General features: G+C 67.3%; 8 protein-coding genes. 2 read left to right on the top strand and 6 right to left on the bottom strand.

Features of this window, described 5'->3' with window-relative positions:
- Positions 1-121: 121 nt before the first annotated feature.
- The gene (locus tag WDC82_RS09975) at positions 122-2689 is read right to left on the bottom strand and encodes an FAD-dependent oxidoreductase (protein WP_340117153.1); all 2568 of its coding nucleotides are present in this window, start codon (positions 2687-2689) and stop codon (positions 122-124) included.
- 424 nt (positions 2690-3113) lie between these two features.
- On the opposite strand from WDC82_RS09975, the gene WDC82_RS09970 reads away from it, so the two are divergent.
- On the top strand, positions 3114-4727 hold the full coding sequence (locus tag WDC82_RS09970) for a trimethylamine methyltransferase family protein (RefSeq protein WP_340117152.1): 1614 nt from the start codon (positions 3114-3116) through the stop codon (positions 4725-4727).
- A 72-nt stretch (positions 4728-4799) separates the two neighbouring features.
- Here the strand turns inward: WDC82_RS09970 and WDC82_RS09965 are convergent, their stop codons facing one another.
- The 5 genes from WDC82_RS09965 to WDC82_RS09945 all read right to left on the bottom strand — a co-directional run bounded on the left by WDC82_RS09965 (position 4800) and on the right by WDC82_RS09945 (position 11436).
- The gene (locus WDC82_RS09965) at positions 4800-6017 is read right to left on the bottom strand and encodes a cytochrome P450 (RefSeq protein WP_340117151.1); all 1218 of its coding nucleotides are present in this window, start codon (positions 6015-6017) and stop codon (positions 4800-4802) included.
- Between the two features lie 191 nt (positions 6018-6208).
- On the bottom strand, positions 6209-6844 hold the full coding sequence (locus WDC82_RS09960) for a sarcosine oxidase subunit gamma family protein (protein WP_340117150.1): 636 nt from the start codon (positions 6842-6844) through the stop codon (positions 6209-6211).
- On the bottom strand, positions 6841-9855 hold the full coding sequence (locus WDC82_RS09955; protein WP_340117149.1) for a sarcosine oxidase subunit alpha family protein: 3015 nt from the start codon (positions 9853-9855) through the stop codon (positions 6841-6843). The genes WDC82_RS09960 and WDC82_RS09955 overlap by 4 nt, the downstream gene beginning before the upstream one ends.
- 13 nt (positions 9856-9868) lie before the next feature.
- Positions 9869-10162, bottom strand: coding sequence for a sarcosine oxidase subunit delta (locus tag WDC82_RS09950; RefSeq protein ID WP_340117148.1), 294 nt, complete (start codon positions 10160-10162; stop codon positions 9869-9871).
- Positions 10163-10182: 20 nt separating this feature from the next.
- Positions 10183-11436, bottom strand: a complete 1254-nt coding sequence (locus tag WDC82_RS09945) for a sarcosine oxidase subunit beta family protein (RefSeq protein WP_340117147.1) — start codon at positions 11434-11436, stop codon at positions 10183-10185.
- A 292-nt stretch (positions 11437-11728) separates the two neighbouring features.
- Here WDC82_RS09945 and WDC82_RS09940 point away from each other — a divergent pair, with 292 nt between their 5' ends.
- Positions 11729-12736, top strand: a complete 1008-nt coding sequence (locus WDC82_RS09940) for a GlxA family transcriptional regulator (RefSeq protein WP_340117146.1) — start codon at positions 11729-11731, stop codon at positions 12734-12736.
- The last annotated feature ends 6 nt before the right edge of the window (positions 12737-12742 follow it).

Raw genomic sequence — 12742 nt, 5'->3', positions numbered from 1 at the left:
TGCCGTCTCAGTGGCTTAACTCTCTCCCCCTCGTGGGAGAGGTTGCGAAGTCTTAGCGAGCGAAGCGAGCTTAGACGAAGCTGGGTGAGGGGGACTTCACATCCGCAGTCCACGCTCCGTTTTACGACTTCATCCGCTCGTTGGTGGGGTCGTAGAGGGCCTTCATGCCGACGGCGGCGACCTCGACCGGGAACTTCTGATTGAAGTACTCGATCTCCAGCTTGCGGCCTTCCTCGCACCAGTCGTGCGGCAGGTAGCCGAGGGCGATGTTCTTCCCGACAGACGGGCCGTAGGCGAGGCTGGTGGTGAAGGAACGCCGCCCGAGCGAGTCGATCAGCACTTCGTTGGACTTGGGATCGACGATGGGGCAGTTGCCCATCATGTAGCGCGCCACACCGTCCTTGTCGGTGTTGTCGGTCACCACCAGGGTGCAGAGCGTTGCCGGCTGGTGCTTGCGCTCGCGCTGCTCGAGATAGGCGACCTTGCCGTGGAAGTCGGCGGCCTTCACCTTGGGGCGGGCGAGGCCGGCTTCGATGAGGTTGTAGTCGGTCAGCAGGTCGGCGTTCTGCAGGCGCAGGCTCTTTTCCAGACGGCGGCTGTTGGCGTAGGTCTCGACCCCGATCGGCGTGATGCCGATTTCGAGGAACATGTCGTACAGCGCCAAGCCGTAGCTGAGCGGGAAGTGCAGTTCCCAGCCCTGCTCGCCGACGTAGGAGATGCGGAAGCCCTTCACCGGAATGCCGCGCAGGGTGAAGTCCTTGCTGGCCGCGAAGGGGAAGTTCTGCGGGTCAAGGCCGGCCGGATCGTCGGCCAGCTTCTTCAGGTTCGCGCGCGCGTTCGGCCCCCAGACGCCGATGCAGCCGTAGTGGTCGGTGCGGTCCTCGACGAAGACCGACCATTCCTTGTCCTGCGTCATGCGGCGCAGGTAGGTGGCGTCCCGGTTGCCGGCGTCGCCGCCGTCGATGACGCGGAAGCGGTCCTCGGCGAGGCGCAGGACGGTGAGGTCCGCCTGCACGCCGCCGGCGGAGTCGAGGAAGTTGGTGTAGACGCCCTTGCCGACCGGCGTGTCGCCCGCAACCTTCGAGGAGGAGACGTACTCCATCAGCCGTTCTGCATCGCGGCCCGAGACGTCGTAGATCGCGAAGTGGGAGAGGTTCACCATGCCCACGTTCTCGGAGAGCTCCAGATGCTCGGCGTTGGAAACCCGCCAGAAGTGGCGGTTGTCCCACTCGTTCAGGCGCTCCGGCACGCGGTCGGCATACTTAGCCAGCAGCGTCGCCTCGTTGGAGGCATAGCCGTGCGCCCGCTCCCAACCGGCGATCTCCATGAAATAGCCGCCCAGCTCCTTTTCCCGCAGATAGAAGGGGGCGCAGCGCAGATTGCGGCCCTTGGAGTAGGGCTCGCGGTTGTGGACGGGCGGATTGTAGATCTTGAACGCCGTCTCGTAGCAGCGGTCGGCAATGAACTTTTCCGACTTCTGAATCGGATAGTAGCGGGCGTAGTCGATGGCGTGATGGTCGATTTCGGTGCGGCCGTCGGTCATCCAGTCCGCGATCAGCTTGCCGGTACCTGGGCCGTCCTTGATCCAGACGGAGACGCCGTACCACAGGCCGCGCACGTCCGGCGACTCGCCGATGGAGGGCCCGCCGTCGGCGGTCACCTGCAGCAGCCCGTTGAAGGAATGCTTCTCGTTGTAGCCGAGTTCGCCGAGGATCGGGGTCAGCTCCATCGCGCGCTCCATCGGCTCGATGACCTGCTCCATCTCGAGGTCGCGCTGGGAGGGCGAGAGGCGCGCCTGCTCCTTCTCCAAGAGGTCGCGCGGATGGACGAGGCGGGGTTCCTTCTCTTCGTAGTAGCCCCATTCGATCTGGCCGCCCTCGGTCGACTTCGGATCGCCGGTATCGCGCAGATAGGCGGAGTTGCCCTGGTCGCGCAGCAGCGGATAGCCGATCTCCTTGCCGGTGCCCGCGAATTCCGTGAAGGGACCGAAGAAGGTCAGCGGATGGTCGACCGGCATGACCGGCAGGTCCTCGCCCGCCATCTCGGCGATCAGGCGCCCCCAGAGGCCGGCGCAGACGACGACCCGCGGCGTCTCGATATAGCCGCGCGTGGTGTGGACGCCCTTGATGCGGCCGTTCTGAATGTCGAGGCCGGTGCATGGCGTGTTGGCGATGGTCTGCAGCTTGCCGGTTTCTTCGGCCTCGCGGATCATCTCGCCGGCGACGACCTGGGAGCGCGGGATCACCAGGCCCGCGTCCGGGTCCCACAGCGCGCCTTGGATCATGTCCTCTTCGACCAGCGGCATCAGCTCCTTCACCCTTTTGGGCGTGATCAGCTCGACCCGGTTGCCGAAGGCGCGGCCGGAGCTGACCCGGCGTTCCAGTTCGCGCATGCGTTCGTCGTCGCCCTTGCGGGCGACCTCGATGCCGCCGATGCGCGCGTAGCGGCCGCGCTTTTCGAAGAAATCGATGCTGTATTTCGTCGTGAAGATGGTGATCTGGTCGTGCATCGTGTTGAAGCAGAAATCCGACGCATGACCGGTCGAGCCGATGTCGGTCGGGATGCCCGACTTGTCGATCCCGATGATGTTGTCCCAGCCCCGCTCGATCAGGTGATGGGCGACGGAGGCGCCGACGATACCGCCCTGTCCGATGATCACGACGTTCGCGCTCTTGTGGAACTGCGCCATTAAGTCCGTCTCCATTGAAGGCCTCGCGGCCTTTGCTCCGTCCAATGCCCCTGGGCCTCTGGCCCGCCGCGGGCCCGGCCGTCAATAACGCGGGACATACCTCCCCCGCGGGGCGGCAAGGCCGCCCCCTTCACAAGCGACAACCGGGGCGGCCCTGCCACCCCGGCGAGGTGCCCATTCTTTCCCGAAGCGCCCCCCGGCGCTCCCAGTGCCCGCGACGGCATTTGTCGAATCTCCGACACCGGAGCCGGCTTCCCAGCGATGGCCGAAAAGCCTTGGAAAACCGAGGGTTTTGGGCAGGCCTGCCGGCGTCCCGCACGCGCCGCAGATTCACCGGTCGCGGTCGCCGTTGCGACAGAGGGGCGGCGGCGCGGGCACCGATAATTCCGGCAAGCTTTCACGCATGAAACCTGGGGACCACGACATGCCCACGACGATTGAAGCCCAAGGCGCCACGCCTGCCGCCGGCCCCGGTGAGGGGGCAGGCGAGGGAGAGGGACGGCGCGGGCGCCGCGGCCGTGGCAGCGGCGGTGGTGCCGAAGCGCGGCGAGCCCTGCGCGGCAGCGGCACGGTGGTGAAGAACCGTTACATCGAACGCCAGATCCCGCCCTACGAGCTGCTCTCGGACGAAGGCCTGGCGCTGGTCGAGCACAACGCCGAAACGGTCCTGGAGGAAATCGGCATCGAGTTCCGCGAGGACCCCGAAGCCCTGGCCCTGTTCAAGGAAGCCGGCGCCGACGTGGACGGCGAGCGCGTGCGCTTTCCGCGCGGCCTCGCCCGCGAGCTGTGCAAGACCATCCCGTCGCAGTTCACCCAGCACGCCCGCAACCCGGAGCGCTCGGTGGTCATCGGCGGCAACACGACGGTCTTCGCGCCGGTCTACGGTCCGCCCTTCGTGCGCGACCTGGAAGGCGGGCGGCGCTACGCGACCATCGAGGACTTCCAGAACTTCGTGAAGCTGGCCTACATGAGCCCGGCCTTGCACCACTCTGGTGGCACGGTCTGCGAGCCGGTCGACATCCCGGTGAACAAGCGCCACCTCGACATGGTCTACGCCCACCTGCGCTTTTCCGACATGCCCTTCATGGGATCGGTGACGGCGCCGGAGCGCGCGGAGGATTCCGTCGAGATGGCGAAGCTGGTCTTCGGCGACGACTTCGTCGAGAACAACACGGTGATGATCAACCTGATCAACGCCAACTCGCCGATGACCTTCGACGCCACCATGCTGGGCGCGCTCAAGGTCTACGCAAAGCACAACCAGGCCTGCATCGTCACCCCCTTCATCCTGGCCGGCGCCATGTCGCCGGTGACGCCGGTCGCGGTGATGACCCAGACCCTGGCCGAGTCCCTGGCCGGCCTCGCCCTGACCCAGCTCGTGCGGCCGGGCGCACCGGCCGTGCTCGGCAGCTTCGCCTCCTCGATGTCCATGCAGTCCGGCGCGCCGACCTTCGGCACGCCGGAGCCGGCTTTGGTGCTCTACGGCATGGCGGCACTGGCGCGCCGTCTCGGCGTGCCTTTCCGTTCCGGCGGCTCGCTCTGCGGCTCCAAGCTGCCCGATGCCCAGGCGGCGCACGAGAGCTCCCAGACCCTGCTGCCGACGGTACTGGGCGGCGTGAACTTCGTCCTGCACGCGGCCGGCTGGCTGGAAGGCGGTCTGGTGTCGTCCTACGAGAAGTTCATGATCGACGCCGACCAGCTGGGCATGATGCAGACCTTCTGCGGCGGCTACGATCTCAGCGAGAACGGCCAGGCCATGGACGCCATGCGCGAGGTCGGGCCGGGCACCCACTTCCTCGGCTGCGCCCACACCCGCGCCAACTTCGAGACGGCCTTCTTCCGCTCGTCCATCGCCGACAACAACTCCTTCGAGCAGTGGGAAGCGGAAGGCGGCCGCGACGCCTACCAGCGCGCCAACGCTCTGTGGAAGAAGTCGCTGAAGAACTACGAGGAACCGGCCCTCGATCCCGGCATCGACGAGGCCCTGAAGGCTTTCATCGCCGAGCGCAAGGGCTCCATGCCTGACGCTTTCTCCTGAGGCTCGCCCGATCGGGTGCAATGACGAACGGCCGCTCCCCTGGGAGCGGCCGTTCTGGTCTGGGAAAGACGGTCAGGCCCAGCGTACCGGCATGGGCCCGATGCGGCGGATGCCGGCATGGCCACTGACCCTCGGCAGGCCCTCGATCAGTCTCAGCCGGGGGAAACGCTCCAGCAGCGCGGTGAGGCCCTCCTCAAGTTCCGCCAGCGCCAGCGCCTCGCCCAGGCAGCGGTGCGACCCCGCTCCGAAAACAGGATGAAGCCGCGGGTGATCGCGGCGCCGGATATCGAATCTGTCCGGCTTCTCATAGACGGCCTCATCACGCATCGCCGACATGACCGAGAAAGTGACATAGCGGCCAGCCGGCAGCAGATAGTCTCCCACCGCAACATCCTCGGTCGTCATGCGTGACACCGAGCCGACGCTGGGCTCGAAGCGCAGAGCCTCTTTCACCGCACCCTGAACCAGTCTGCGGTCCTGCAAGACTGCTTCCCACTGCTCTGGATGTTCCAGCAACATTCCGACGAGCATGGCCATGGCTACACGGGTGGTATCGGTGCCCCCGATGATCACCGTCATGACCTGGATGACGGAATCCAGCGGGGAAAGATCGCCGGCCGCTTTCACGTCGGTCAGAAAGTTGGAGAGGAAATCGCCTGAGGGCCTGCGCCGTTTAGTCTCAAGGACATGCGTGACGTAGCTGTAAAGATCCTGGGCCGCTCGCTCGATGGCGGGCAGGTCTTCGGGGCCGAATGTGAAGCTCAGGGCGCGGCTGACCTCATAAACACACTGGGTGAAGTGCGGGATGTCCTCCTTGGCGAGGCCGAGCATCTCGCTGATGAGGTGGGCGGGCAGCAGCGCCGCATAGCGGTCGACGAAATCCACCTCCTCGCCAGCCCAATCGTCGAGCAGATTGTGCGCGGCCTGGCGGATGCTGGGGCGCAGGGCGACGATCATGCGCAGGGCGAAAGCCCGGGTGAAGGGCGAGCGTCGCCTGCGGTGCATCGTGCCGTTGGAGGTCAGCATCGTCTGATCGAAAAGAGCAAGGAGCATGCCGTTGTTGATGCCGCGCAGCTTTGCGAAGGCCGCCCCCGGCTGGCAGAACCGCTTGTCCTTCAGCAGCTCTTCGCTCTCTCGGGCGCGCAGGACAAGGAAGCTGCCGTCGTCCCGCTGAATAACAGGCGCGATGGCCCGGTGATGGCGGAACACGCCGTGCGGGTCCGCTTCTAGTTCATGGACCGTTACGACGGCGGGCTGGGCCGCACCATTGGCGTCGGCGACCTGAGGCATCGATACGTCTCCCTACAACGAAAGCAGGAATGACCTGAGAGCATTCCTGCGGGTTCGGCTGACTCTGTCGACGGCCTCGCGCTCGAGGCGTCAACCCGTTCAGACGTCGTTATATACGGGCCGTATTTCCATCGGGGTTCAGGAGCCGATCGTTTCGTTACTCGCGTAACGCGCGCTGTCTCGCCCAGGCTTTAGGGCGCCACTACCGCCAGGCCGTACTCGCGCGCCGCGCTTTCCAGCCAATGCCAGAGATAGTCCGAGAAGGAGCGACGGACGTAGAGGTCGTAGGCCGCGCCGTCCGCGCCGCGATCGTCGACTTGGTGGAGGATGATCGAGGCCTTGGAAAGATGGCTCTGGGCACAGTGTCCGGTTCCACCGAAGACTCGCGGGTGCAGGTCCAGTGGGCAACCTTTGGCGATGACGTCGCGGGCGTGATTGCCGGCGATGTGGATGCAGGCATATTGCTCGCCGACCTCCGTCACTGCCGCGTGCAGATCCCCGAGAGCGTTGCGCAGCTTCGAAGCCAGCCGCATCTCCGCCTCCGGCGTTGCCGCATGCTCGACCGCCAGCCACTCGTCGGGGCCGAGCCACAGCAGCGTGACGCTGCCGCCCGTCGCCGTGGTGTTCGGCGCCGTCGGCGGCTCGACGCCGAGGGCGTCGCGGAGTGCCGCGACGAAGGCGGGATCGCCGGCATCACCGCGCAGGTTTACGGCGGCCGGCAGCGGCTTTTCGGCAAGACGCACGGCGATGTCGCCCGCTGCGTCGATGGTTCGCCCGGCGAGGCCGAGGTGGTCGAGGGCGCTCTGGCGCAGATAGGGCTCGATCATTTCAGGCGCTCCCCTTCAGGGTCGAAGAACACGGGCGAGTCGGCGACGATGCAGGCGATGGTGCGTCCGTCGCTGAGCGGCGCGAAGAGCGTCTCGCCCTTGCGCGCGAGGCCGCCTTTCACCAGGGCCATGGCGATGGAGCGCCCGCAGTTCGGCGACCAGTAGCTGGAGGTGACGTGCCCCAGCATCGGCATCGGCGGCTTCGGCAGCACCTCCGCGACCAGCTGGGCGCCTTCCGGCAGCACCTCTTTGGGATCCTTGGTCAGCAGGCCGACGAGCTGCTTGCGATCGGGTTTGGCCATGTCCGCGCGGGTCAGCGAGCGCTTGCCGACGAAGTCCTTGGTCTTGGAGACGATCCAGTCCATGCCGAGGTCGAGCGGCGTCACCGATCCGTCGGTTTCCTGGCCGACGATGATGTAGCCCTTCTCGGCGCGCAGTACGTGCATCGCTTCGGTGCCGTAGGGGGTGATGCCGTAGCGTTCGCCCGCGGTCATCAGGGTCTGCCACACCGCCATGCCGAAGGAGGCCGGCACGTTGATCTCGTAGGAGCACTCGCCGGTGAAGGAGATGCGGAAAATGCGCGCCGGCACACCGGCCACCTTGCCGGGCGTGTAGGCCATGTGCGGCAGGGCCTCCGGCGAGAGGTCGGCGTCGCTCAGCTCGGCCAGCAGCCGGCGCGCGTTGGGGCCGGAGATCGTCATGGTCGCGAACTGCTCGGTCACCGAGGTCAGGTAGACCTTGAGGTGCGGCCACTCGGTCTGCAGGTAGTCGTCCAGGTGACCCATTACCGCCGCGGCGTTGCCTGACGTCGTGGTCATCAGGTAGTGCTGCTCGCCCAGGCGCGTGGTGACGCCGTCGTCCATCACCATGCCGTCTTCCTTCAGCATCAGGCCGTAGCGGCAGCGCCCGATGCCGAGCTTCAGCCAGGCGTTGGTGTAGACGCGATTGAGGAACTCTGCAGCGTCCGGGCCCTGGATGTCGATCTTGCCGAGGGTCGTCGCATCGAGGATGCCGAGGGAGTCGCGTACCGCCTTCACCTCGCGGTTCACCGCGGCGTGCATGTCCTCGCCGTGGCGCGGGTAGTACCAGGCGCGGCGCCACTGGCCGACGTCCTCGAAGAGGGCGCCGTTGCGCTCGTGCCAGGCGTGCATCGGCGTGCGGCGGACGGGGTCCAGCAGGTCGTCGACGTCGCGGCCCGCGAAGGCACCGAAGGTGACCGGGGTGTAGGGCGGCCGGAAGGTGGTGACGCCGACGTCGGGCAGATGGCCGCCGAGCTCGTCGGCGACAATGCCGATGGCGTTCACGTTGCCCATCTTGCCCTGGTCGGTGGCCATGCCCGTGGTGGTGTAGCGCTTCACGTGCTCGATGGAGCGGTAGCCCTCGCGCAGCGCCAGCTTCAGGTCGGCGGCGGTAACGTCGTTCTGCTGGTCGACGAAGTGCTTGGCTTTGCGCCCCAGCGGCTGCTCGCCCGGCACCAGCCACAGCCAGCGGCCGGGCAGGAAGTCGTGGTCCTCGGCCCGCGGGGCGGTGCCCTCGGCGGCGGTAAAGTCGCGCGCGGCGGCGGTGGCGGCGCCGACGCCGGTGTCGTGACCTTCCCGCAGGCAGGCGCCCAATCCGAAACTGCCGTTGGCGGCGCCTACGGTGTGCTGGCCCGCCTGCATGGCCTCGTCCGGTACGAAGCAGGCGTGGGCGTCGTCCCAGCGCAACTTGCCCTTGGCCTGGCAGAACAGGTGCACCGTGGGATTCCAGCCGCCGGAGTTGGCGACCAGGTCGCAGGCGATGGCCTCCGGCGTGCCGGTCGCGTGCTTGCCGTCGGAGCTGAGCTCGGCGATGCGCACGCCCTTCACCCGCTTGGTGCCTTCCACGGCGACGATGGCGGAGTCAGGCATGATGCGCAGGCCCTGCGCCTCGGCGCGCTCGGTCAGCGTCCCGGCGGGGGAGGGGCGGGCGTCGACCACGGCGGCCACCTCGATGCCGGCGGCCACCATGTCGAGCGCGGCGCCGTAGCCGCTGTCGTTGTTGGTGAAGACCACCGCGCGGGTGCCGGGCTTCACCGCGAAGCGGTTCAGGTATGTCTGCACGGCGGAGGCGGTCATCACGCCGGGGCGGTCGTTGTCGGCGAAGACCAGCGGCCGCTCGATGGCGCCGGTGGCGTAGATGACCTGCTTGGTGCGCAATTTCCACAACCGCTTGCGCGGAAGACTCTCCGCCGGGTGCGGCAGGTGGTCGGTGACGCTCTCCACCAGGCCGAAGAAGTTGTGGTCGAAGGCGGCGTAGCAGATGGTGCGCTTCAGGATGCGCACCTCCGGCATGGCGTGCAGCTCCGCTTCCGCTTCGGCGACCCAGGCCAGCGCCGGCTGGCCGTTGATCACCTCGCCCTGCTGGCTGAGCAGGGCGCCGCCCAGCATAGGGTCCTGTTCGGCCAGCACCACGCGGGCGCCGCTGCGCCCGGCGGCCAGGGCGGCGGCGATGCCGGCCGGGCCGCCACCGACGACCAGCACGTCGCAATGGGCAAAGGTCTTGTCGTAGTGGTCGGGGTCGCGCTCGCGCGGCGAACGGCCGAGGCCGGCGGCGGCGCGGATGAAATGCTCGTAGGTCTTCCAGGCCGACGCAGGCCACATGAAGGTCTTGTAGTAGAAGCCCGACGGCAGGAAACGCGACATCAGGCTGTTCACCGCGCCGACGTCGAAGTCGAGCGACGGCCAGGCGTTCTGCGAGCGCGCCTTCAGGCCGTCCACCAGCTCTACCTGCGGGGCCTTCAGGTTCGGTTCGGTGCGGGGGTCGTCGCCGACCTGCATCAAAGCGTTGGGTTCCTCCGCCCCGGCGCTGACGATGCCGCGCGGGCGGTGGTACTTGAAGCTGCGCCCGACCAGGTGGACGCCGTTGGCGAGCAGGGCGGAGGCGAGGGTGTCGCCGGCCAGGCCCTGGTAGCTCCTGCCGTCGAAGGTGAAGGTCAGGCGACGGTCGCGCTCGACGAGACCGCCCTGGGGCAAACGCATCTTTCCGGCCACTGGCGCCTACTCCTCAGACGTAGCGCCGTGGGTCGAGCGCCGGCGGCTGCGAACCCATGGGATAGATGGCGAGGATCTCGTAGGTCACGGTATCGCGCGCGGCGTTGAACCAGCGCCGGCAGCCCTGCGAATGGTGCCAGCGCTCCAGCAGCAGGCCCTTGGGGTTGTTGCGCAGGAAGACGAACTCCGCCCACTCGGCGTCGGAGAGGTTGTCGGGCTGCTCGGGGCGCTCGATGTGCGCCTCGCCGCCGCAGTGGAACTCGGTCTCGGCGCGCGGGCCGCAGTGGGGGCAGGAAATCAACAGCATCTTTTGCGTTCTCTGAAGCTCTAGTGCGCCACGGCCGCCGCGCCGTGCTCGTCGATGAGGAAGCCGCTGCGGAAGCGGTCGAGAGAGAAGGCCGCGTTCAGCTCGTGCGGCGCGTCGTGGGCGATGGTGTGGGCGAAGGCCCAGCCGGAGCCGGGGGTCGCCTTGAAGCCGCCGGTGCCCCAGCCGCAGTTGAGGTAGAGGTTTCCGACCGGCGTCTTGGAGAGGATCGGGCTGGCGTCCGGGCAGACGTCGACGATGCCGCCCCACTGGCGCAGCATGCGCATGCGGCGGAACAGCGGGAACAGCTCGCAGATCGCGGCCAGGGTTTCCTCGGTCACCTGCATGGAGCCGCGCTGGCCGTAGCCGATATAGCCGTCGACGCCGGCGCCGATCACCAGCTCGCCCTTGTCGGACTGGCTGATGTAGGCGTGCACCGCCCCGGACATCACCACGGTGTCGATGACCGGCTTCACCGGTTCCGACACCAGGGCCTGCAGCGGCACGGACTGCACCGGCAGACGGAAGCCGGCCATGTTGGCCATGACGCTGGAGTGGCCGGCGGTGACGATGCCGACCTTGCCGGCCTCGATGTAGCCCTTGGCGGTCTCGACGCCCTTCACCTTGCCGTTTTCGATACGGAAGCCGTTCACCGGGCATTCCTGGATGATGTCGACACCCAGCGCGTTGGCCGCGCGCGCGTAACCCCAGGCGACGGCATCGTGGCGCGCGGTGCCGCCGCGGCGCTGCAGGCTGGCGCCCAGCACCGGGTAGCGCCCGCCGGCGCGCAGGTCGATAACCGGCACCATTTCCTTTACCTGCTGGGCATTGAGGAACTCGGAGTCGATGCCGTTCAGCAGGTTGGCGTTCACCCGCCTCAGGGTTTCCCGCAAGTCGTGCTGGTTGTGCGCCAGGTTGAGCACCCCGCGCTGGGAGAACATGACGTTGTAGTTGAGGTCCTGGGAGAGGCCTTCCCACAGCTTCAGGGCATGCTCGTAGAGCGCCGCCGACTGGTCCCACAGGTAGTTGGAGCGCACGATGGTGGTATTGCGCCCGGTGTTGCCGCCGCCCAGCCAGCCGCGCTCGATCACGGCGATGGACTTCACGCCGTGCAGCTTGGCCAGGTAGTAGGCGGTCGCCAGGCCGTGGCCGCCGCCGCCGACGATGACCACGTCGTAGCGCGGCTTGGGTGCGGCGCTCTGCCAGGCCTGCTGCCAGTTCTCGTGGTAGCTGAAGGCGTTGCGCAGCAGACTGAAAACTGAATAGCGCGGCTTCATGCGCGTCGTGCTTCCCCGTGGTTCGCCCGGCCGCCGGGCTGCGGTCCCGCCGGGCTGTTTGAGCCTCGGTTAACCATGCTGGCACCCCATGTCCGGAATGGCAACGACGCCCCAGGATCCCCTGCGATTCCGGCCGCGCCCCGCCCCATTGCATCAGGCGTCAGGGCACTCGATCGGCCGTTCCGGGGCTCGCGATTCCCCGGCGGAAAATTCTCTGTTCGCGACACACCCAGTTATGTCAAAGTCGCGAAATCGGTATTCCAGACGGCGCATTAAAGCCAAACTCGGCCCCATGTTCGGAAACGTACCCAGAGAGCTGCCCCAGCGCATCGCCCTCGTCCTGTTGCCCCGGTTTTCCTTCCTGCCGTTCTCCGGTCTGGTCGAATCCTTCCGCCTTGCCAACCGCATGAGCGGGCAGGAGCTCTACCGCTGGACGCTGGTTTCGATGGACGGCCGGCCGGTGGCGGCGTCCAACGCGGTGGAACTTAACGTGGCCGGCGACCTTGCCGCGGCGGAGAACTGCGACACCGTGGTGGTGTGCAGCGGCATCGATGTGCACACCCTCAGTACCAAGGGGCTGACCGCGTGGCTGCGCAAGGCCGACCGCCGGGGCGCCGACCTGGGCGCCATCTGCACCGGCAGCCACGTGCTGGCCAAGGCCGGCCTGCTGGATGGGCATCGCTGCACCATCCACTGGGAGAACCTCGCCGGCTTCTGCGAGGACTTCCCGGATATCGAGGTGACCAGCGAACTGTTCGAGATCGACCGCAACCGTTTCACCTGCTCCGGCGGCACGGCGGCCATCGACATGATGCTGAACGTCATCGCCCGTCAGCATGGCCACGAGCTGGCCGCCAGCGTCGCCGACCAGTTCATGCACGAGCGCATCCGCGACCAGCACGACCGCCAGCGCATCTCGCTGCCGGCGCGCCTGGGTGTGCGCCACCCCAAGCTGCTGGCCGTCATCGGCACCATGGAGCAGAACCTGGAAGAGCCGCTGAGCCGCAGCGAGCTGGCGCGCGGCGCCGACCTTTCCACCCGGCAGCTGGAGCGTCTGTTCCGCAAGTATCTCAACCGCTCGCCGGCGCGCTATTACCTGGAGCTGCGCCTCAACAAGGCGCGCCTGCTGCTGCTGCAGACCAACATGTCGGTCATCGACGTGGCGCTGGCCTGCGGCTTCGTTTCGGCCTCGCACTTCTCCAAGTGCTACCGCGACTTCTTCGGCCGTACGCCGCGCAAGGAGCGCGGCCTGCCCCTGAAGGGCGAGGCGAGCGAAGAAGCCGCCGAGATTCTGCGTTAAACTCCG

Origin of the sequence: Pelagibius sp. 7325 (assembly GCF_037652055.1) — a bacterium.
Lineage (GTDB): Bacteria > Pseudomonadota > Alphaproteobacteria > Kiloniellales > Kiloniellaceae > Pelagibius.
Note: the sequence above shows the minus strand (reverse complement) of the source record. Positions and strands in the feature narration are given on the sequence as shown.